Annotated in this window: 22 protein-coding genes and 1 tRNA gene; 6 read left to right on the forward strand and 17 right to left on the reverse strand. The window is 64.7% G+C overall.

Annotated elements, in window-relative coordinates; all coding sequences use genetic code 11:
* Window positions 1-3: 3 nt before the first annotated feature.
* The 3 genes from VF34_RS08925 to VF34_RS08930 form a co-directional block, all read right to left on the reverse strand.
* Window positions 4-1470: an MFS transporter gene (locus VF34_RS08925; protein WP_032374415.1), complete on the reverse strand. Its 1467-nt coding sequence runs from the start codon at window positions 1468-1470 to the stop codon at window positions 4-6.
* Between the two features lie 55 nt (window positions 1471-1525).
* A complete protein-coding gene (locus VF34_RS24960) occupies window positions 1526-1678 on the reverse strand; it encodes a hypothetical protein (RefSeq protein ID WP_155288446.1) in 153 nt (50 codons plus the stop codon).
* A 71-nt stretch (window positions 1679-1749) separates the two neighbouring features.
* Complete coding sequence (locus VF34_RS08930; RefSeq protein ID WP_032374416.1) at window positions 1750-2217, reverse strand: NUDIX hydrolase; 468 nt, start codon at window positions 2215-2217, stop codon at window positions 1750-1752.
* Between the two features lie 162 nt (window positions 2218-2379).
* Between VF34_RS08930 and VF34_RS08935 the strand changes: the two genes are divergently transcribed.
* A complete protein-coding gene (locus VF34_RS08935; protein WP_032374417.1) occupies window positions 2380-3021 on the forward strand; it encodes a ScbR family autoregulator-binding transcription factor in 642 nt (213 codons plus the stop codon).
* Here the strand turns inward: VF34_RS08935 and VF34_RS08940 are convergent.
* Both VF34_RS08940 and VF34_RS08945 read right to left on the reverse strand, forming a co-directional pair.
* The gene (locus VF34_RS08940) at window positions 2999-3913 is read right to left on the reverse strand and encodes an AfsA-related hotdog domain-containing protein (protein ID WP_032374418.1); all 915 of its coding nucleotides are present in this window, start codon (window positions 3911-3913) and stop codon (window positions 2999-3001) included. The genes VF34_RS08935 and VF34_RS08940 overlap by 23 nt on opposite strands.
* Before the next feature lie 273 nt (window positions 3914-4186).
* Window positions 4187-4259: transfer RNA gene (locus VF34_RS08945), tRNA-Asn, on the reverse strand.
* A 182-nt stretch (window positions 4260-4441) separates the two neighbouring features.
* Between VF34_RS08945 and VF34_RS08950 the strand changes: the two genes are divergently transcribed.
* Window positions 4442-4687: a hypothetical protein gene (locus VF34_RS08950; protein WP_027497479.1), complete on the forward strand. Its 246-nt coding sequence runs from the start codon at window positions 4442-4444 to the stop codon at window positions 4685-4687.
* Here VF34_RS08950 and dnaG read toward each other — a convergent pair.
* The 7 genes from dnaG to VF34_RS08985 are packed head-to-tail and all read right to left on the reverse strand — an operon-like array spanning window position 4684 to window position 12156.
* On the reverse strand, window positions 4684-6600 hold the full coding sequence (dnaG, locus tag VF34_RS08955) for a DNA primase (protein WP_027497480.1): 1917 nt from the start codon (window positions 6598-6600) through the stop codon (window positions 4684-4686). The genes VF34_RS08950 and dnaG overlap by 4 nt on opposite strands.
* A 42-nt stretch (window positions 6601-6642) precedes the next feature.
* Window positions 6643-7917, reverse strand: a complete 1275-nt coding sequence (locus VF34_RS08960; protein ID WP_027497481.1) for a deoxyguanosinetriphosphate triphosphohydrolase — start codon at window positions 7915-7917, stop codon at window positions 6643-6645.
* Window positions 7918-8634 carry a YdcF family protein gene (locus tag VF34_RS08965; protein WP_027497482.1) on the reverse strand — a complete coding sequence of 239 codons (717 nt, stop codon included), beginning with the start codon at window positions 8632-8634 and terminating at the stop codon, window positions 7918-7920.
* 55 nt (window positions 8635-8689) lie between these two features.
* Window positions 8690-9298 carry a response regulator transcription factor gene (locus tag VF34_RS08970; RefSeq protein WP_032374419.1) on the reverse strand — a complete coding sequence of 203 codons (609 nt, stop codon included), beginning with the start codon at window positions 9296-9298 and terminating at the stop codon, window positions 8690-8692.
* The gene (locus tag VF34_RS08975; protein ID WP_032374557.1) at window positions 9295-10404 is read right to left on the reverse strand and encodes a sensor histidine kinase; all 1110 of its coding nucleotides are present in this window, start codon (window positions 10402-10404) and stop codon (window positions 9295-9297) included. Before VF34_RS08975 ends, VF34_RS08970 begins: the two co-directional genes overlap by 4 nt.
* A gap of 46 nt (window positions 10405-10450) precedes the next feature.
* Window positions 10451-11245: an ABC transporter permease gene (locus VF34_RS08980; protein WP_027497485.1), complete on the reverse strand. Its 795-nt coding sequence runs from the start codon at window positions 11243-11245 to the stop codon at window positions 10451-10453.
* Window positions 11242-12156 (reverse strand): ABC transporter ATP-binding protein, encoded by a 915-nt coding sequence (locus VF34_RS08985; RefSeq protein WP_032374420.1) that lies wholly within the window; start codon window positions 12154-12156, stop codon window positions 11242-11244. The genes VF34_RS08980 and VF34_RS08985 overlap by 4 nt, the downstream gene beginning before the upstream one ends.
* Before the next feature lie 122 nt (window positions 12157-12278).
* Between VF34_RS08985 and VF34_RS08990 the strand changes: the two genes are divergently transcribed.
* Entirely contained in the window at window positions 12279-14306 is a 2028-nt protein-coding gene (locus VF34_RS08990) for a TPM domain-containing protein (RefSeq protein WP_032374421.1), read from the forward strand.
* Window positions 14307-14375: 69 nt separating this feature from the next.
* On the opposite strand, the gene VF34_RS08995 is transcribed toward VF34_RS08990, so the two are convergent.
* Entirely contained in the window at window positions 14376-15761 is a 1386-nt protein-coding gene (locus VF34_RS08995) for a glycine--tRNA ligase (protein WP_032368169.1), read from the reverse strand.
* Window positions 15762-16042: 281 nt separating this feature from the next.
* On the opposite strand from VF34_RS08995, the gene VF34_RS09000 reads away from it, so the two are divergent.
* Complete coding sequence (locus VF34_RS09000) at window positions 16043-16417, forward strand: ArsR/SmtB family transcription factor (protein ID WP_080733342.1); 375 nt, start codon at window positions 16043-16045, stop codon at window positions 16415-16417.
* Entirely contained in the window at window positions 16414-16854 is a 441-nt protein-coding gene (locus VF34_RS09005; RefSeq protein WP_032368170.1) for a Fur family transcriptional regulator, read from the forward strand. The genes VF34_RS09000 and VF34_RS09005 overlap by 4 nt, the downstream gene beginning before the upstream one ends.
* Window positions 16855-16861: 7 nt before the next feature.
* Here VF34_RS09005 and VF34_RS09010 read toward each other — a convergent pair whose 3' ends face one another.
* From VF34_RS09010 to recO, 4 genes are read right to left on the reverse strand one after another with little or no spacing between them, the layout of a single operon-like run.
* Window positions 16862-17854: an iron-siderophore ABC transporter substrate-binding protein gene (locus VF34_RS09010; protein WP_032374559.1), complete on the reverse strand. Its 993-nt coding sequence runs from the start codon at window positions 17852-17854 to the stop codon at window positions 16862-16864.
* A 48-nt stretch (window positions 17855-17902) separates the two neighbouring features.
* Window positions 17903-18307 (reverse strand): hypothetical protein, encoded by a 405-nt coding sequence (locus tag VF34_RS09015; RefSeq protein WP_027497492.1) that lies wholly within the window; start codon window positions 18305-18307, stop codon window positions 17903-17905.
* On the reverse strand, window positions 18300-19109 hold the full coding sequence (locus tag VF34_RS09020) for an isoprenyl transferase (protein WP_027497493.1): 810 nt from the start codon (window positions 19107-19109) through the stop codon (window positions 18300-18302). Before VF34_RS09020 ends, VF34_RS09015 begins: the two co-directional genes overlap by 8 nt.
* Window positions 19075-19908, reverse strand: coding sequence for a DNA repair protein RecO (recO, locus tag VF34_RS09025; protein ID WP_032374422.1), 834 nt, complete (start codon window positions 19906-19908; stop codon window positions 19075-19077). The genes VF34_RS09020 and recO overlap by 35 nt, the downstream gene beginning before the upstream one ends.
* A gap of 72 nt (window positions 19909-19980) precedes the next feature.
* Here recO and VF34_RS09030 point away from each other — a divergent pair, with 72 nt between their 5' ends.
* Window positions 19981-21402 carry an amidase gene (locus VF34_RS09030; protein ID WP_032368172.1) on the forward strand — a complete coding sequence of 474 codons (1422 nt, stop codon included), beginning with the start codon at window positions 19981-19983 and terminating at the stop codon, window positions 21400-21402.
* Window positions 21403-21410 lie beyond the last annotated feature (8 nt).

Below are 21410 nucleotides of genomic sequence, written 5' to 3' on the forward strand. Positions count from 1 at the left end.
AGGTCAATGACCGCTCTGCACCTTCTTCGGTAGAGCGAACACCAACGTCAACGCAACGACGCTGAACGCGGCGCTGACGGCCATGGCCATTGCGGCACCGTGCAGGAAGCCGGATCCCACGGTATCGGGGCCGGTGATGGTGAGTGAGCCGAACAGCACGCTACCGATGACTGCGATACCGATTGCGGAGCCGACGCGCTGCATCGTCGAGATTACGCCGCTCGCGGCCCCTGCGTCGTCGCGGTCGACGGTTGCGACGATGAACTGCGCGTTGGGAGCGATGAACGCGCCGTTACCCAGGCCGGCGATGAACAGCGGGACCAGCAGAGTCCAATGGGAGATGGTGTCGGCGGAACTGGTCGCCAAGATGATCCACAGCCAGATCAAGCCGATCGACACCAGCGATGCGCCGAGAATCAATACGGTGCGGCCGAGCCGGATCGTCAGCTTGTTGCTCTGCGAGGACGCGATGATGCTGCCGATCGCGAACGGTATCGAGACCAACCCGGACGAGAGGGCCGTATTGCCGAGCCCGGTCTGCCACAACAACGAGATGGTGAAGAAGATGCTGGTGAACGCCGCGAAGTACACCAGCGCGAGAATCACACCGCCGGTGAACGCCGGTCGGGTGAACAGTCGCGGCGGCACGAGCGGATTGTGTCCACGACCGGTGTGGATCACCTCCCACCAGCCGAACACTGCAATCAGGCCCACGCCTGCAGCAATGGTCACGTAGGTCCACAACGGCCATCCGAGCTCCTGGCCTTCGATCAGCGGTACGAGCAGCGCGATGAGGCCGGCGGAGATCAGCACCAACCCGAGCCAGTCGATGCCCGGCCTTGCAGTCGGCTCGGATTCATCCTTCTTCGGCAGCAGAACCGCCGCCGCGATCAGACCGACGATGCCGATCGGCAGGTTGACCCAGAAGACCAACCGCCAGCCGTTCTCCTCACCGAAAGCCTGGATGATCAACCCGCCGACGATCGGCCCCAACGCAGTCGACACTCCGATGACCGCACCCATGATCGCAAATGCCTTGCCGCGCACAGGACCTGGAAACAGCAGTTGGATGAACGCTGTGACAGCGGGCACGAACATTCCGCCTGCCAGACCCTGAACCACTCGGGCAACCACCAACTGCAGATCGTCCTGAGCGAGTCCGCAGGCGAAGCTGGCCACCGTGAACAGAGCGAGGCCGGTGAAGAACACCCACTTGTGCCCGATCCGATCCCCGACCTTGCCCGCCGGAATCAGGGCGAGACCGAACGCGAGCGCGTAGCCCGAGATGATCCACGACAGAACGGATTCCGACGCCTCCAGCGTCGTGCTGATCGTCGGCAATGCGACGTTGACGATGGTGGTGTCGAGCAGGGCCATGAACATCCCGAGCAACAGAACCACCAGGGCTTGCCAGGCGCGCTTGGGTACCTCGATCGCCGGTGGGGTCGCTGACGCAATACCGTCGGTCACTGCACTGCCCTTCGTAGTAGTCGCTGAGCAGTATCGACCGAACGGTCTGGTATTGCTAGCCGATCATGGCGGACGCGGCGAACATCCAGGACAGGCCGGTGGCCAGAGCCACGAACCCCGAGGCCACGATTCGACCTGCCCACTGACCTTCCAGCAGAGCTGTTTCCACGCGAGCCGTGTCGGCGTCGGTCGTCTCCATCGGTGTCATGTTCCACTTCCCACCCTGCATCCGCGGCCGTCGTTTCCGGCCGTCGGATACCCCGGGGTTCGACGCCGAAACTAGCGCGACACCACTATGGCCTCCACTGCGTCGAGAAATGGGTGCTGCGCGGTCAGCAGCTTTGTCCTCGCCAGCGGCACCGGAAACCATTCGATGCGGTCTACCTCGGGAAACGATTGCATCTTTCCGGATTTCGGCGGCCACTCGATCTCGAATGTGTTGCTCATCGCAGAGGGGACATCGAGGTCGGACTCGATCCCGAACGCGGTGACGATCTTCCCGCCGCGCTGTGTGACGGTGCCGAGCTCGATGGGATTGCCCGCCGGCACCTCGATGCCGACTTCCTCTCGGAATTCACGCTGAGCCGCCGCCCACGGGTCTTCGCCGTCGGTGTACTCGCCTTTGACTATCGACCACGCACCGTCGTCCTTCCGCGCCCAGAACGGGCCGCCGGGATGGGCGATAAGAACCTCCACCACGTCGGCGTTCACCCGAAACAGCAGAATGCCCGCGCTCTTGTTGACCATGTGATGAGCGTGCCATCAATTCGGTTGCTCACCGTCACCCCGCATTACCATTCGAGCAGGCCCGCACGGTTCGCCCCTTGGGCATCGACACCGATTTTCGGTGAATTGCCGTCTTTTGACTCGGAGAGTGCCGCGAAAGCGGGTACCAGCTATTGTCTACCGATGCAAGAGCGCGCAGAATCGACCAGGCAGGCCGTACTCGTGGGAGCCGCATCGAGCTTCGACAAGTTCGGCTACGGCACAGCCAGTCTGAGCACCATCATCGCCAACGCCGGCGTCAGCAAGGGTGCGATGTACTTCCACTTCTCGTCGAAGGAAGATCTGGCGCAGGCCGTGATCGAGGCACAGATGGCTCTTGCCACCGCTGCCACCGTCACCATCATCGAGAGCACACCGAAGGCCATCGATGCTCTGATCCTGATCACCAAGGAGTTGGCGCGTCAGCTGCAGACCGACCCCACAGCACGTGGCGGCATGCGGTTGACGTTGGAATCGACGACGGCTCAGAATCCGAATGCGCAATCGTTCGACGACTGGATCGGAATGATCGCGAAGTTGACCGAGCGCGCCCGGACCGAAGGCGACATCGTCGACGACATGGACACGGCCGCACTCGCCAGGATGATCGTTGCATCGTTCACGGGAGTTCAGACCGTCTCGGAGATGCTCACCGGACGCGCCGACCTCCAGCTTCGGATGACCGAGATGTGGCACCTGTTGCTACCGTCGATCGCCCCTCGCCGGCGACTGGCCCGGATACGCGCGGTAGCCGATGCTCCGCTCATCGACTGGAACGATCGCTGAGCGGTAGCCACGGTTCGGGTGTCGCCGTGACGGACATCGCCGAGAGCACGACCCCGTCGTGCTCGAACTGAATGCGGTGAATGCCGTCGGTCGTGTCGCTGTCGACGATGACCGTGCACGGGTTGGCCCATTCGGCGAACCCCAAGAACCTGACCTCGAGGGACGTGAAATCCAGTCCCACGCAACCGGTGGCCAAACGCAACGCCTGACGGGCGGCTTCGAGCATGGTGACGCCCGGTAGGTATTCCACCGAGTGATCGAACATCGCCAGGTTCCGCGGATCCGGAGCCACCACGAGCGTCCCGTCCGAGGTATGACGAGCCAGTACTACATCGGAGGGGTCGAGACGGCCCACACCGGCCGGTTCCACCACCTCGGTTCCGGCGGGAAGGTACCGAAAGTGTGGGTCGGCCATGGTCGGCTTGCGGACCTTGGAGTAGACGTCCGGTCCGATGGGACGCACGGACGCCGTTCCGGAGGCGACGACCTGACCGCGGTTGAGCAGTCGAGCCGACAGCTTCAGGTTGTCCAGCGACTCGTCCTCGAATGTGCGGTCGGTCGTGATCGACTCGGCGACAAGCGAATCGTCGATGTTGTCGACCGACAGCAGGTCGAGAATGTCGAACCGGACGTGCTCGATGTAGACCACGTGGTCGAGCGGGACGTCGTGTTCGACGTGACAGAACAGGCTCACTGCCTGCCGTAGCGCCTCGGCGATCATCAACGAATCGTGGGTGCGACGTACCGGCACGAACATGCGATGCGACGTCGGCAGCTGTACCGCCGCACGATGCATACCGTCGACCGTCTCGTAGTCGGTCAACAGCACGTCCGCCGGAGAGCGCCGATGCACGAGCTGGCGTGGAACGGTGGATGCGTAACTCAAACTCACTTCAAAGCCCCTTAGACCCGACCGATCCGTCTTTTTTCCAGCACTTCCGAGCGTCCCGGATCGCACGAACAGTATGTCGCGAGACACCGACAAAACTGGCATCCGTCGACCTGATTCATTCGATCGATATACAGAAGATTCGGTCACGATCTGATAGCTGTCCGGGACTCTCGGTACCACATGTGCGGTACGTTCTCGCCGACCGACCCGGTCACGGGCGAGCGACCCCGGACAGCAAAAATCCCCGCCCGGACAAGCCGGACGGGGACTGCGCTCCCCCACCTGGACTCGAACCAGGAACCCTTCGATTAACAGTCGAATGCTCTGCCAATTGAGCTATGGGGGATTACCTTGCGGCGTCACACTCTCGTGCGAGCCGTTGGAAACAATAGCGCACACCCCCTTGTGAGTACCAAATCGGGCCCACGAGAGCGCCGGAACAGCTTCCGCTGTGTACCGAATCGCCCTGCTCGAGGTTCGTCGGGCAAGATGGAAGAACGGCCGCACGCTCTACGGAAGGACCCACTGATGATTCGTTTGGTACTGGCGGCTGGAGCTGCATATGTACTGGGAGCCAAGGCCGGACGGGGCCGCTACGAGCAGATTCGCAAGACGGCCAGCGCCGTCGCGTCGAGCCCGGCCACCAAGAAGGCCATCGAGGTCGGCCGTCAGAAGTTGTCCGACTCTCTGAACACGCAGCCGAGACTCGAGCCGATGAAGCCGGTCGACGACGAAGACCAGGTTTTCGTCCCGCGCGATCAGCTGCGGCGCTAACCGACCTCGGCGACGCTTCCCACGGCGAGTTCGAGCAGGCTGCGGCGGTACTGCTCGAGGGCGATGAGATCACCGAACAGGGCGTTGTAGTCGTCCGGCTTCTCCGCAGGCGACATGCGCTGCAGCTTGGACTTCAGTTCGGCGACCTGTTGGCCCACCCACACCTCTTGAAGCCGGGCGAGCACACCGGAGATGTAGCGTGTCAGAGCGTCGTCGGCCACGCGCATCGGGTCGACGGCCAGCTCCGTCACCAACGACACCACCACTGCGTCCTTGGCCTGCTTGGCCACTGCGTCGACCCACTCCCCACCGCCCAGGCCCGCGGCAGTGCCGCCGGCCGCGGCCACAGCATCGCGCACCGCTGCGTACGCCGGATGGTGGAAGCTCTCGGGCGGTAGCGAATCGAAGACGGTGCCGGCGACCGCGGGCATCTGCAGCACCGCTTTGAGGGCCTCTCGTTGCGGCCACAGCGTCGGATCGGTGGGGTTCGGACGCGGCGGCCCGGCCGGGGCTTCCGTCGGCGCTGCCTGACGCTTCTCGAAGGGCACGCGTTTGCCGCTGGTGTCGCCTCGGGCACCCTTCTTCGCCTCGTCGCGCACGCGCGCGAGCACCATCGCAGTGTCGTCCCAGCCGGTCCATCCGGCGAGCTGCCTGGCGTACTCGTCGCGCAGTGAGGCGTCCTTGATCCGTGCAACGACGGGAACAGTGCGTTTGAGGGCTTCGACGCGCCCCTCGGGCGTGTCCAGATCATGCTCTCGCAGCAGCGATTTGACGACGAAGGCAAACATCGGGGTCCGCCGGGCCACGAGATCGCGAACAGCGTTGTCACCGGATTTCAGGCGCAGGTCGCACGGGTCCATTCCGTCGGGTGCGACGGCGACGAAGGTCTGCCCGGCGATCTTCTGATCCCCCTCGAACGCCTTCATGGCCGCGGCCTGGCCGGCGTCGTCACCGTCGAAGGTGTAGATCACCTCACCGCGAAAGTAGCTGTCGTCCATCATCAGTCGGCGCAGCATCGCGAGGTGGTCTTCGCCGAACGCGGTGCCACAGGACGCCACCGCGGTCTTGACGCCGGCGAGGTGCATCGCCATGACGTCGGTGTAGCCCTCGACGATGACGGCCTGATGCGACTTCGCGATCTCCTTGCGTGCCAGGTCGAGCCCGAACAACACTTGAGACTTCTTGTACAGCATCGTTTCCGGAGTGTTGATGTACTTTCCGGGCATCGTGTCGTCGTCGAACAGCTTGCGTGCGCCGAAGCCGATGACGTCGCCGCTCTGACTGCGAATCGGCCACACCAACCGGCGCCGGAATCGGTCGATGGGTGTGCCGCGCTTGCCCGGGGTCGCCAGGCCGGCGTCGACGATCTCCTTGGCTTCGAAGCCCTTGCCCAGCAAGTGTTTGGTGAGGGTGTCCCAGCCGTCGGGTGCGTATCCGCAGCCGTAGGCCAGTGCGGCGTGGCCGTCGAAGTTGCGTTCGGTCAGGTAGTCCCGGGCGGCCTGGGCATCGGGCCCGCTGAGCCGACCTGCGTAGAACTCCTGAGCCGCCGCGTTCGCGGCGATCAGGCGCGCTCGGGTCCCGCGGTCACGTTGGACCGATGGCCCTCCGCCCTCGTAGGAGATCGAGTAGTTCAGCCGATCGGCGAGTTGCTCGACGGCCTCGACGAACGAAATGTGCTCGATCTTCTGGAGGAACGAGTAGGCATCACCACCTTCGCCGCAGCCGAAGCAGTGGTAATGGCCGTGATTGGGCCGAACATGGAACGACGGAGACTTCTCGTCGTGGAAGGGACACAACCCCTTCATGGAGTCGCCGCCCGCGCGCTTGAGCGAGACGTAGTCGCCGACTATGTCTTCGATCCGTGTGCGTTCGCGAATGGCGGCAATGTCACGTTCAGGAATTCGGCCGGCCACGACTGGAGTCTAGCGTCGAACAAGACGCCCGACACCCGTCGATCAACCCCAGCTGGCCTGAGCCCCGAGCGACCGCTTGTCCACCAGTTCGAGTCGACTCTCGGTGTACGACGCGATCTGATCCACGACGACGCGAGTCCGTTCGGCGTCGCTGTTCGCGCGTTGCCACGCGGGCACCAGGATGGGATCGAGTTCGCCCGGCGCCGAGCGCATCAACCACTCGGCGACACGATGGATCCGGTCACGTTGACGTTCCTGCCGAATCTTGTGCCCAGCGTCGGACATGACGTACCGCAGTGCCATGGTCTTGAGCAGAGCCACTTCGGACGCGACGATCGACGGCACCACGAGGTCGGCATCGTACCTCGTCAACGCTGCCGTGCCGTACTTCTGGCGGGTTCCGTCGATGGCAGCCGTGGCGAATCGCCCGACCAGCTCGCTGGTCATGTGCTTGAGCGCCACGGATGCGGTGAGAGTGCCGTCGTATCTGCCGACCGCGACGACGACGTCCATCTTGGACAACCGGCTCGCCGCCTCGATCAACTCGTCGACGTCGAGTCCGCGGAACTCCGACACACCGAGTTCGGCCAGTGCCCGCTGCTCGATCGGATCGGACAGTGCGCGCAGGTCGATTCTGGCGTCGATGACGCCGTCCTCGACGTCGTGTACCGAGTAGGCGACGTCGTCGGACCAATCCATGGTCTGCGCTTCGAGGCACTTGTGCTTGTCCGGTGCACCGTCGCGTACCCAGCCGAGAATGGCCGAGTCGTCGTCGTAGGCACCGAATTTCGCGCCCGGCGCGGGCCTGGTCCACGGATACTTCATCGCGGCGTCGAGGGCGGCGCGGGTGAGGTTGAGTCCCGCGCTGTTGCCGTCGGAGTCGAGGATCTTGGGCTCGAGGCCGGTCAGGATGCGCAGGTTCTGCGCGTTGCCCTCGAATCCGCCGCAATCCTGGGCCACCTCGTCGAGGGCCCGCTCGCCGTTGTGTCCGTAGGGAGGATGACCGATGTCGTGTGCCAAGCCCGCCAGATCGACCAGATCGGGGTCGCTGCCGAGCCCCTCCGCGATGCTGCGCCCGATCTGCGCGACCTCGAGCGAATGCGTCAACCGGGTGCGCGGGGTGTCGCCGTCGCGGGGCCCGGTCACCTGGGTCTTGTCCGCAAGACGACGCAGGGCAGCACAGTGCAAGACCCGCGCACGATCTCGCGCGAACGCACTCCGATGCGAGGCGTTGTCCGCCCCGGATCGAAGCCCAGCGGTCTTGGGCGGTTCGGGAACGAATCGTTCGACGTCGTGCTCGGAGTATGTGCCGGTCATCTACTGGCCTGCCGTGTAGGAGAAATCAGCGGTGAAGTGCGTCAACTGGTACCACAGCAGAGCGCCTGTCTCCCTGGCTATTCCGTGCGCCTGCGACTCGCGGGTGTAGACGGCAGGCCCGGTGCGGGTGGGCGACGTCCACGCATCGAGATCGGCGTCGCGCGCCATGGTTCGGGTGCGCAGCGAGTGCCACGGATCGCTGACCAGCACCACCGATGTCTTGCCCTGATCTCGTAGCGTGGCACTGACGGCTTCGATGCTTTCGAGGGTGTCCGATCCGGTTTCGACGGCCACGATCGCGTCGGCAGGCACGCCCTGATCTATCAGGTAATTGCGACCCGACGCCGCCTCGGTGAACAGGTCACCTTCTTGCTTGCCGCCGACGGTGACGATCTCGGGAGCGATGCCCTGCTCGTACAACGACGCGGCCTGCGCCAAGCGTGCCTCGAACACCGTCGAGGGCGTACCGCTGTACTGCGCAGCACCGAGTACGACGATGGCGTCCGCCGCAGTATGGTCGTCGATTCGAGCCACCTGCCACACGCGCACCGCGGTGCCTGCCACCAGAACGAGGGCCATCAGTATCACTCCCGCGACCAACCGACCCGTCCAGCGTCCGAGCGTTCCGAAGAAGCCCAGCCGCTCGGGACCGGGGTCCGGGGCATACCGGTCGTCGTACGGGTCGCCGTACGAATCTCGGTCGAGAGTTGGATTCACCCCTCGAGTTTGCCAGGCCCGCGCATCTTCGGCGGTCACGGCGCGCCTCGGAAGGTCAGAGCCACCCGCGGTCCTCGGCGACTCGGACCGCTTCGGCCCGGGTGCTGGTGCCGGTTTTTCCGATCGCCGAAGAGAGATGGTTGCGCACTGTCCCTTCCGACAGGTGCACCTGCGCCGCGATGGCACCGGCCGTTCCACCCTTCGACGCTGCGCGAAGAACTTCCTGCTCACGGGCGGTCAGCGGCGAGACGCCCTCGGTGAGCGTCTCGGTGGCGAGCGCGGGATCGACGACGCGCAGACCCATGTGGACCCGTCGTACGGCATCGGCCAACTGTTTGGCTGGAGTGTCCTTGACGACGAATCCGGAGGCTCCGGCATCGATCGCACGGCGCAGATATCCCGGCCTGCCGAACGTCGTGACGATCAGCACTTTCGACTCCGGTACCGCCTGAGCCAGCTCGGCGGTGACGTCGATGCCGTTCTTGCCCGGCATTTCCACGTCGAGCAGCACGACGTCGGGTCGATGTTCGAGAACCGCCGCCACCACTTCGTCGCCTCGTCCCACCTCGGCGACGATGTCGAGGTCGTGTTCGAGCCCCAACAATGCCGCGAGAGCACCACGCACCAGCGCCTGGTCGTCGGCCAGCAACAGTCTGATACTCATGGTGCCGAGACCTCCACCTTGAATCCGCCGGTCGGAACCCGGGCGACCGTCAGTGAACCACCGGCAGCGCTCACGCGTTCACCCAACCCGCGGAGCCCGTTTCCTCCACAGTTTTCCTCGGCCGGCCCGCATCCGTCGTCGACGATGGAAATGCTCGACGGCGTCAGCATCACTCGGCAGCGGCGTGCGTGGGAGTGTCGCACCACGTTGGTCACCGCTTCGCGCAGGACCCAGCCGAACAGTTCGCGGTGTCGCAGTGGAACGACGTCGGCATCCGCGGGCAGCTCGACGTCGATGGCTGCAGCCAGCAAAGCTGTTCGTGCGCTTGCCAGTTCGGTGCCGATGTCGATTTGCCGCATGCCGCCGACGGTGCTGCGAACGTCGGCCAGTGCTTGCCTTGCAAGGGTTTCCACCTCGGCGATCTCGACAGCTGCTCGGGCAGCATCGATCTCGAGCAATCTGCCGGCCAGTTCACTCTTGACAGTGATGACGGTCAGGGAATGCCCGAGAATGTCGTGCACGTCTCGGCTCATCCGCTCACGTTCGGCGACGATGGCCAGATCCGCCAATTGCTGCCGCGCCACGGCCAATTCGTGGTTGCGCTGGAAGACCTGGGTGATACCCCACGCGGCGGCCGAGCTGATCAGCAACTGAAACGCGAAAAAGTTGTCGGGCTCCCAGGACGGGATGACCCGCGGTGCCACTTCGATGGCCACCACCATCACCGCGACCAACGTCCATGCCTGCCGAACCGGCAGCGTCATCATCGCCAGCACCGCGATGTAGATCGTTGCACCGAATCCGGTGGTTCCGATCAGCGCGCTCATCGCCGCGGTCAGGGCCAGCATTGCCGCGAGCGCGATCCAGGCCTGCCGTACCGGCAGCGGGTGTCCGCGGCGGTGACCGTTGCGAAAGCGCCAGAAGGTGGCCGTGAACACGACTCCGAACCCGACGATCGCGGCGATACCGAGGACCCGTGCCGCCACAGACTCCAACGACAGAATCTCGTTCAACGGATAGATCAGGTAGATCAGCCAGATGGCTCCGAACATCCAGCCGTACCGCCAGACCCTGCCCTCGGGGAGGTCGGCGGTGAACGTGGTCATGTCGCCCACGGTATCTCCGTGGGCGACACGATCGGTGGTTTCCGCGTCAGGCACGCTTGGTGTCTTTCCGGAACAGCAGCGCCGCTCCTGCGATGAACACCACCGCCCACACCACCAGGTTGACCACTGCGACGGCGAGGATGCCTGCGTCGGCCGAGGTGAACGGAGCCCGGGCCACAGTCGCCAGACCGTACAGCGGGGTGAACTTCGCCAGCATCGGGAACCAGCCGCTGTCACCGAGCGGGACGAACAATCCGCCGGCCAGAGCGAGGAAGGCCAGTACCGGTCCGAGGATCTGCATGACGTTCTCCGAGGGCAGCAGGTACCCCATGAACAACCCGAATGCGGCGAACACCGCAGATCCGAGCCACGCGATCACTCCGCACGCGAGCCACACCCAGATCGGCATGTCGGCTCCGAAGAATGCCGCGACGACGAACACCACGACGATCGCTGCAGCACCCATTGTCATGGCGACGAGCATCTTGGTGACGATGTAAGCGACAGGTTTGAGCGGAGTCAGTCGCAACTGCCTGCTCCAGCCCTGAGCGCGTTCGACGGAGACCATCGCTCCCCCACTCGTGGTGGCCAGCATCGCTCCGTAGACGGCCATGCTGATGGCGATGTAGCCCGTGACATTGCCGTGCGCGAAAGGGTAGTTGGTCCGGTAGTCCGACTGCGTACCGAAGATGACGAAGAACACCGGCGGCATGACCAACGTGAAGACCAACGTGCGCTTGTTCCGGAACAGGCGACGGATTTCGAGTCCGAGGAACGTGGGCGAAAATCCGCCGTAAGCAACGGCTCTGGCAGCGGTGGGGCGGGGCGAGGTCGTGGTCATCGGATACTCCCGGCGAGTTCGGTGTCGGCATCGGTGGTCAGGGCGAGGAACGCGTCCTCGAGGTTCCGCGAGACAATTTCGAGATCGGTCGCGTGCGCGTCGTTGAGCAGGTAGCGGGCAACGCAGTCGGAGTCGCGTCCGTGCACGATCACCCGGTCGCCGCGCGTCTCGACCCGGTCGACTCCGGGAAGAGCGAGCAACATTGACCGGTCGACACCGGGCAGAGTGGCGGTGACCGTGCGTCCCGCCGCGAGGTTCTTGACCTCGGCGGCGCTGCCGTCGGCGACGATCTTGCCGTGCCGCACCAACACGATTCGGTCGGCGTAGGCATCGGCCTCGTCGAGGTAGTGCGTTGCGAACAGCACTGTTCGGCCGGTACTCGCGTCCTGGCGAATGGCGTTCCAGAAGTCACGACGACCCTCGACGTCCATGCCGGTGGTCGGCTCGTCCAGCACCAGCAGATCCGGGTCGGGCAACAGTGCAAGTGCGAATCGCAGTCGCTGTTGCTGGCCGCCGGAGCACTTGGCCACTCGCCTGTCGCCGATGTCGGCGATGCCGGCCCGAGTCAGCACTTCCTTCACCGACCGAGTTCGGGCGAACAGGGCCGCGGTCAGTTCGACGGTTTCGCGGACGGTCAGGTCGCGAAGAAGTCCGCCGGTCTGCATCACCGCCGAGATGCGCCCCTGGGCGATGGCGTCGGCCGGAGTTCCGCCGAACACCGATACCGTCCCGGTGGTGGGTGTGGCCAGGCCGAGCATCATGTCGATGGTCGTGGTCTTGCCGGCACCGTTCGGTCCGAGAAAAGCGACTACCTCGCCCGGCTCGATGGACAGGTCGATCCCGTCCACCGCACGGACCGATCCGTATGTCTTCGTGACGCCTCGCAGTTCGACTGCCTTCGTTGTGGTCATGACAGCTACTCTGCTGCGATCCGAGCCCGACCACCTCGACCGAGCGTCACGATTGCACGATGACAACTGTCATGGATCGACCTGCTCGTTTCGGACACCCTGGAGCCGGTAGATTTCAGCGCATGGCAGTCCAGCACCGGCGGCATTCCAGCGCCACAGTCCGTAGGTCGGTCCATCGATTCCGTCGCCTCGCCGCAACAGGTGCTCTGACCTTGTTCGCTGCGGTTCTCCTCGCCCCCGGCGTCGCCTCCGCCGAGGCACCCTCGCGCCTCGCCACCCAGATCACCGACAACGTGCAGGCACTCGATCCGGACTCGCTGGCCGAGGTACAGACGTCCATCGACGACCTGTACGGCGGCAGTCAGCTCAGGCTGTGGGTCACCTACGTTGCGGATTTCGACAACATGTCGGCGGCCGACTGGGCACGGCAGACGTACGAACGGAGCGATCTCGGTCAGCGAGACGTCCTGCTCGCAGTGGCGACCGTCGATCGGTCGTACTACCTCGGCGTCAACACCGGGCTCTCACAGATCACCACGGCGGAGCAGGACGACATTCGTGTCAACGACGTCGAACCTGCGCTGGGCGAAGAGGATTGGTCGGGAGCGGCCATAGCGGCGGCCGGCGCTCTCGGCGAGGCCTATGCGTCGAGCGGTGGAGGTGGGTCGTCGGCACCGCTGCTGATCGGTGTCGGGGTGTTGGCCGTCGCAGGCGGCGGAGCTGTTGTCTACTCCTCACGGCGCAAGAAGGCTCGAGTGGCCGCCGAGGTGGAAGCGGTGGCGAAGATCGACCCGAGCGACCCGGCAGCATTGGCCCAATTCCCGATCGACGTTCTCGACACCCGCGCCAAGGAAATTCTGATCGAGACCGACAACGCCGTGCGAGCCAGCGAGGAGGAATTGACCTTGGCCCGAGGCGAATTCGGCGATTCGGCAGCCGCTCCCTTCATCACGGCGTACGACAACGCAAAGAAAGCTCTGGCCTCTGCCTTCGAGATCCGTCAGCGGCTCGACGACGCCATTCCTGAAACCCCCGATCAGCGACGGGCGATGCTCGTCGAAATCATCTCCTCGTGCGGCCAGGCAGATCGCGAACTCGACTCTCGGGTCGAGGAATTCGACGGATTCCGCGACCTCGTCATGAACGCCGGTTCGCATCTCGACGAGCTCACCCAAGCCATCATCGGCTTGACGGTGCGCATTCCGCAGTCCGAAGCCGTACTCGCTCAACTGCATTCGGAATTCTCCGAGACCGCATTGAAATCGATTGCCGACAACGTCACGATGGCCAAGGATCGAGTTGCGCTGGCCGAGGAGAACATCGAAGCCGGCCGCAAGGCCGCAGCACTGCCGCCCGGTAAGCAGGGCCCGGCCGTCACAGCGATTCGGACCGCGGAACGAGCCGTCGATCAGGCGAAGTCACTGCTCGACGGAGTCGACCACGCCCGCGACGACATACGGCACGCAATAGCCACCCTGCCCGACGCCATCGCGGACGTCCGCCGGGACATCGAGCAGGCTCGCGGACTGGCCGAACACGGCGGCACCGAACTGCAGGCGGCGATGACTGCGGCACAGACGGCATTGAAGAAGGCCGAGGCGGCACAGTCGAGCGATCCGCTCGGTAGTTACACCGCCCTTGCCGCAGCAGATTCCGAACTCGAGAAGATCGTCGACGAAGCATCGGCCGAGAAGGCCGCCGAGGATCAGCTGCGTGCGCGTCTGGAACGCGATATCGCGGCTGCTCAGGCGCAGATCACTGCTGCTGCGGACTACATCTCGACGCGCCGCGGCGGCGTGGGTGCCGATGCTCGAACGCGTTTGTCCGAAGCCGAACGGCATCTCGGTGCAGCTCGTCAGCTCGAGCCGGACAATCCCGACGAGGCTCTCAAGCACGCGCATGCCGCCAGCCAATTGGCTTCGCGCGCGTCGCAGATCGCCCAGTCCGATGTGCAGAACTGGGAAAATCGGCACGGCCCACGCGGCGGCAGTAGCGGCGGCAACGTAGCAGGCGCCGTGCTCGGCGGAATCCTGATCAACAGCGTGCTGCGCGGAGGCGGAGGCGGATTCGGTGGTGGATTCGGCGGCGGGGGCTTCGGCGGCGGTGGAGGCGGAGGCGGCGGCTTCGGTGGCGGCGGCGGCCGCTTCTGATTCGACCCAGACATGCGACAGGGCCCGATCTCTCACCGAGAGATCGGGCCCTGTGTATTGCCTACAGCCCTACGCGCCGATCAGACGGGCGGCGATATAGCCCTCGACCTGATCGAGAGCCACGCGCTCCTGTGCCATCGTGTCGCGCTCACGAATGGTGACGGCGTGGTCGTCGAGGGTGTCGAAGTCGACGGTGATGCAGAACGGGGTACCGATCTCGTCCTGGCGACGGTAGCGACGGCCGATGGCTCCGGCATCGTCGAATTCCACGTTCCAGTACTGACGCAGTTGCTGCGCAAGATCTTTCGCCTTCGGCGTCAGGTCGGCGTTACGCGAGAGCGGGAGCACCGCGACCTTCACCGGGGCAAGACGACGATCGAGCTTGAGCACGACACGCTTGTCGACGCCGCCCTTGGCGTTGGGGGCCTCGTCCTCTGTGTACGCGTCGACGAGGAACGCCATCAGCGACCGAGTCAAGCCGGCGGCCGGCTCGATGACGTACGGGGTGTACCGGGTGTCGGTGGCCTGCTCGTAGTAGCTCAGGTCCTGGCCCGACGCCTTCGAGTGCACCGTCAGGTCGTAATCGGTGCGGTTTGCGACGCCCTCGAGCTCACCCCAGGCGCTGCCCTGGAAGCCGAAGCGGTACTCGATGTCGACGGTGCGCTTGGAGTAGTGCGACAGCTTTTCCTTGGCGTGCTCGTACAGCCGCAGGTTCTCCGGATCGATGCCGAGATCGGTGTACCACTTCATGCGGTAGTCGATCCAGTACTGATGCCACTCGTCGTCCTCGCCGGGCTTGACGAAGAACTCCATCTCCATTTGCTCGAACTCGCGAGTGCGGAAGATGAAGTTTCCCGGTGTGATCTCGTTGCGGAAGCTCTTGCCGATCTGGCCGATGCCGAACGGCGGCTTCTTGCGTGAGGTCGTCAGCACGTTGGCGAAGTTGACGAAGATGCCCTGGGCGGTCTCGGGGCGAAGGTAATGCAGCCCCTCTTCGTTGTCGACCGGGCCGAGGAAGGTCTTGAGCAGGCCGGAGAATGCGCGCGGCTCGGTCCACGAACCGGGCTCACCGGTCTCCGGGTCGCGGATATCGGCGAGTCCGTTCTCGGGCGGGTGGCCGTGCTTCTCCTCGTAGGCCTCGATGAGGTGATCGGCACGGTAGCGCTTGTGGGTGTGCAGCGACTCGACGAGCGGATCGGAGAACGTCTCGACGTGGCCGGAGGCCTCCCACACCTGGCGCGGCAGAATCACCGACGAGTCGAGCCCGACGGTGTCGTCGCGGCTGGTGACCATGTTGCGCCACCACTGCTTCTTGATGTTCTCCTTGAGCTCGACGCCGAGCGGACCGTAGTCCCAGGCCGACTTCGTACCGCCGTAGATTTCGCCGCACGGGTAGACGAGACCTCTGCGCTTGGCGAGGTTGGCGACGGTTTCGACCTTGGACTTGGGTGCCACTGGCGGAGCTCTCCATCTTCGGTTACATCGTGTACGAGGTGACGTGGGCGGTTTTCGCCCTGATCAGACTATCTGGCTCGGTCGTCGATTCCGAACAGCGGTCGGGCACCGAAATTGACATGCGCACCTGTGCATATCACAATGAATATGATTTGCAATAACGATGACTGCACTAGCCTGAGTTCATGACGTCGACCGTGCAGGGAGAATTCGACAACCGACCGGTGACCGAAGGAGCCGCAGCCATGTCCACGGTGCACACCCACAGAACCGACTCGTCCATGGAGAGGGCGGCGCATCTGCAGGATCCGGAACGCCCGGTGCACGACGACCCGTTCGCCGCCACTCCCCCGGCGTTACTTCCGCCGAAGGAGACCTTGGCCGCGGCCGGCGACATCCTGCGTGCACTGGCCGCACCGGTTCGGATTGCGATCGTCCTGCAGCTCCGAGAATCCGAGCGCTGCGTTCACGAACTCGTCGTCGCCCTCGGTGTGACACAGCCGTTGATCAGCCAGCATCTGCGGGTTCTCAAGGCGGCCGGTGTGGTCCGCGGAGAACGTAACGGCCGCGAGGTCCTGTACCGACTGGTCGACGACCATCTCTCCCACATCGTCGTCGACGCCGTGGCTCACGCCGAGGAAGGCCGAAACCTGTGACCGAGAAGACGACCGATACCGCCACTCCGAGACGACCCGTCGTGGTCGGAGTGCGCGCCACCAAACAACGAAGTGCGATCTCGGACCTGCTCGACACCATCGAGGAGTTCAAGTCCGCGCAGGATCTGCACGACGAGCTGCGCAAGCGCGGCGAGGGTATCGGCCTGACCACCGTGTACCGCACACTGCAGACTCTCGCCGACGCAGGAACGGTCGACGTCCTGCGTACCGACAACGGCGAGTCGGTCTACCGGCGTTGCTCCTCGGGCCATCATCACCACCTGGTGTGCCGAGCATGCGGATTCACCGTCGAGGTCGAGGGTCCCACCGTCGAGAAGTGGTCGCAGAGTGTCGCCGAGTCCAACGGCTTCAGCGACGTGAGCCACACGATCGAGATATTCGGCACCTGCAGTCAGTGCAGCACGGCCGATCACTGACCAGCTCTCACCCCACCGCACCCGCCAGGCGAGGCACCACCGAATCGATGGCGAACGGAATGGACAGCACCGAGTTGTACGTGATCGCCCCACGCTGATCGGTGGACAACGGAACGATGGCGTCGTTGCGGGCGGCTGTCAGTGTTCCGAAGATTGGATTCTCCGCCACGACGTCGTTGTCGTCGCCGGTGCCGAGATAGAGCACCACATCGGCGTCGAGCTTCGAGATGTTCTCAGCCGAGACCGGAACGAAGAAGTTGGTTCCGTTGTCCTCGGCCAGGATCGGGTCCGGAATCCCGAAGCCCAATGACGTGACGAACGTCCCCCGCGCGTCCCCCGGCAGATATGCGCCGAACTGACCGTCGTACGGAAGTACCACGGCGGCAGTCTTACCCGCGAACTCCGGATGTGCGGCTCGAACCTGTTCGAGTGCAGCCGTGGTCTGGGCGTTCAGCTTCTTGCCACGATCGGATTCGCCCATCGCGCGGGCGATGGTGTCGGTTGCCACCTCGCGATCGACGGCGTATGCCGCCGATCCGGCCGGTCGAGCGACGGTCGGGGCGATGTCACTGAGTTGCGCGTAGGTGGCCTCGTCGAAGCCGGCGTTCAGCCCGGTGATCAGATCCGGTTGCAGAGAAGCGATCAGCTCGAAGTTCGGTTCGGACTCCGAGCCCAGCAGCGTCAGTGGTGCGTCGCCCACCAACTCGTCGGTCCACGGACCGAGTCCGGTCTCGTAGAAGGTGTATCCGGTGTTTCCGACCGGGACGGTTCCGAGCGCGATGACGGCATCGGCGTCGGACACCCCGAGCGTGACTATGCGGGTGGGCTTCTCCGGAACGGTCGTGCTGCCGTAGATGTGGTCGATGACCACCGGGAAAACACCGTCCGCAGACTGGGCCGCGCTGTCGTCGGGTTCTGCTGTGGAGCAGGCAGTTGCGGACGCGCCGATGGCCATCACCGCCACCACTGCCGTCAGCATTCTGGATACTCGAACCGCCATTGCAACCGCCTTCACGTGAGTAAGTAAAGGCTTACCTTAGACGACCGTTCAGGGCAGCAAACCCTCGCGGGCCTTCTCGACCCCGGCGAGCACCAGAATCAACATCGTCAACATCGCTTCGTCGTCCAACCCGTTGGCCGGAAAGGTGTAGCGCAACAACACATCTGCCAGCTTGTCGTGGGTGTTGACCGAAATCGCGCCGAACTGCGAATCGGCATTGCGGTCGGCTACCTTCTTGTGTAGTGCGGGCTTGAGCGGTCGATCCCACGCCAGCACCGCGGTGAGCGAAAGCACCTCGAGCTCCGGCGAGAGCTGCACCGCGCGTAGCGAGCACAGCGCACCTGCATAGTCGAACCCCAGAGAGCCTTCCTCCCCCACAGTGACAGTGGCGAACTGCGCCAACGCCAACTGAGCCCGCGTCTGCAAGGTGAGGCCAGATACATCGTCACTCATATTTCACTCCACCGAATCGTCGGTCCCGCGACGCGAATTCGATGCAGGCCTCCCACAGATCTCGACGATCGAAATCGGGGAACAGTTTCTTCTGGAACACGAACTCCGCGTAGGCCGACTGCCACAGCAGGAAATTGGAGGTTCTCTGCTCCCCCGAGGGACGCAGGAACAGGTCGACGTCGGGCATGTCCGCCTCGTCGAGGTACTTCGCGACGGTCGCCTCGGTGATCTTTTCCGGGTTGATCTTTCCGGCGGCAACCTGACGCGCGATTTCCCTTGTGGCGTCGGCAATTTCGGCTCGCCCGCCGTAATTGACACACATGGTCAGCGTCATCACCGTGTTGTGCTTCGTCAGCTCCTCGGCCACTTCGAGTTCTTTGATGACGCTGCCCCACAGTCGCGGTCGCCGACCTGCCCAGCGCACCCGCACACCCATCTCGTTCATCTCGTCTCGTCGACGCCGGATCACGTCGCGATTGAAACCCATCAAGAACTTGACCTCGTCGGGACTGCGCTTCCAGTTCTCCGTCGAGAAAGCGTACGCAGACAACCACTGCACACCGATTTCGATGCAGCCACAGACGGCATCCATCAGTACTGCTTCGCCCTGCTCGTGCCCTGCGGTTCGCGGCAATCCACGATCCTGAGCCCACCGGCCGTTACCGTCCATGACCAGAGCGACGTGACGAGGAATCAGCTCCGGCTGCAAGATCGGCGGCCGCGCACCCGAGGGGTGCGGGTCCGGCGGGCGAACCGCCGGCCGTTCGTCAGGCCGGTGTTGCGGCTCGCGTCGTCGAATCACGGTCCCCATCCTGCCCGACGGTGTCGGCGAACACGGAGTCAGGTTGGGCCAGCGGCACCTGGTGTGGATGCGAGCGCTCGATGAGCGGAAGTGTGCGGAGCTGGCGTTCGAGGTGCCACTGCAGATGAGCCGCCACCAGGCCACTGGCCTGCTTTCGGACCGCATCGGAGGTGGTGACGGTGTAGTCCCACTCCCCTCGTTCGAGGGCCACCATCAAATCCAGAACACCGGTCGATGGCGTCGCAGATCCCGGCGGTCGGCAATGCACGCACACAGCGCCACCCGCGGCGACGTGGAACGCACGATGCGGCCCCACCGCAGCGCATCGAGCGCAGTCCGTCAGTGCGGGAGCCCATCCGGCGAAACCCATCGCACGCAGCAGATACGCGTCGAGTACCAACTCGGGCGGCCGCATGTGCTGCGCAAGGGCACGCAGCGCGCCGACGGTCAGCTGATGCAGGCGCTGCGCGGGGGCGTGTTCTTCGCCGGCCAGACGCTCGGCGGTTTCGAGGACTGCGCAGCCGGTGGTGTACCGGCCGTAATCGGCAACGATGTCCCCGCCGAACGCGTCCACCGTGTGCACCTGAGTGACGATGTCGAGGTTGCGTCCGGGATAGAGCAGGACGTCGATGTGCGCAAACGGCTCCAGCCGTGCGCCGAACTTGGACTTGGTGCGGCGCACCCCCTTGGCCACCGCACGGACGATGCCGTTCTCCCTGGTCAGCAACGTGACGATGCGATCGGCCTCACCCAGCTTGTGCTGGCGCAGGACGACTGCGTTGTCACGGTATGGCCTCACGCTCTCCAGTGTCCCACGTGGGCGTCGACGAAGATCGTTCCCGCGCTGACGGTGAGTCGATACTGTGCACACGTGGATTTCCATCGGTCGACACTCGTTGCTCAGGCTGCCGAACTCGCGTCGAGACGCGTCACCTCGGTCGAGGTGGTCACCGCTGCACTGGATCGCATAGAACGCAGTCAACCCACCCTCAACGCGTTCCGGATCGTGCGACGCGATGCCGCCCTCACCGAAGCCGCCGAGGCCGATCGGCTGATTGCTGCGGGCTCGTCCGCTCCCCTGCTCGGCGTTCCGATCGCAGTCAAGGACGACGTCGACATCGTCGGCGAACCGACCGCATTCGGCTGCGCAGGCCGGTTTCCGCTGGCCACCGAGGACTCCGAGGTGGTCCGCCGACTGCGTGCTGCAGGGGCGATCATCGTGGGAAAGACCAACAGTCCCGAACTCGGGCAATGGCCGTTCACGGGCGGATCGTTCGGCCACACGAGGAATCCGTGGCACCGAGACCGGACTCCGGGCGGTTCCTCCGGTGGCAGTTCTGCCGCGGTCGCAGCCGAATTGGTTTCCGCCGCTCTGGGTTCCGACGGTGCCGGCTCGGTGCGCATCCCGGCGTCGTGGACCAACCTCGTCGGCATCAAGCCGCAGCGCGGCCGAATTTCCACCTGGCCCGATGCCGAGGCGTTCAACGGCATCACCGTCATCGGTCCGCTCGCCCGAACGGTGGCCGACGCAGCCCTGCTTCTCGACGTGGTCTCCGGTGGGCACGACGGCGATCTGCACCGGCCGACTCCGCTGACCGTCTCTGACGCCGTCGGCCGCGACCCCGGTTCGCTGCGCATCGCGTTGAGTCTGCGCAAGCCGTTCATTCCGACACCCGCGGCACTGGATCCCGAGATCACGGCTGCGGCGTACGAGATGGCTGCCGTGCTGCGGTTGCTCGGTCACCGTGTGGTCGTCGACGATCCTGCGTACGGAATGTTGTTGGGGCTCAACTTCTTACCGCGGTCGTTGGCCGGAGTCGCGGCCTGGCTCGACCGCCTGCCCGACCCGTCTCTGGCCGACCCCCGCACCCGAGCCAACGCCCGGAGCGGACGCGCCCTCGCCGGCGCACCGCTGCGGGCAGCCCGCGCGGCGGAGCCACGGATAGCCCGCCGCATCGGCCAGTTCTTCGACGACTACGACATCGTGCTCGCCCCGACGACGGCCACGCCGCCTCCGCGGGTCGACGCCATCGACGGCATCTCCAACGCCGACACCGACCGTGTGATCACCGAACACTGCCCGTACACGTGGCCGTGGAACGTCCTCGGTTGGCCCAGCGTCAACGTCCCCGCGGGACTGACGAAAGCCGGTCTACCGATCGGTCTGCAGCTGATGGGCCACGAATCCACAGAGCCTCTGCTGGTCTCGGTGGCCGCTCAACTCGAGAACGTACTGCAGTGGCATCGCCGACGCCCCGAGCCGTGGTGGAACCGGGTGAGCGACACCTCGTAGCCTGCTCG

The organism is Rhodococcus sp. PML026 (assembly GCF_000963615.1).
Lineage (GTDB): Bacteria > Actinomycetota > Actinomycetes > Mycobacteriales > Mycobacteriaceae > Rhodococcoides > Rhodococcoides fascians.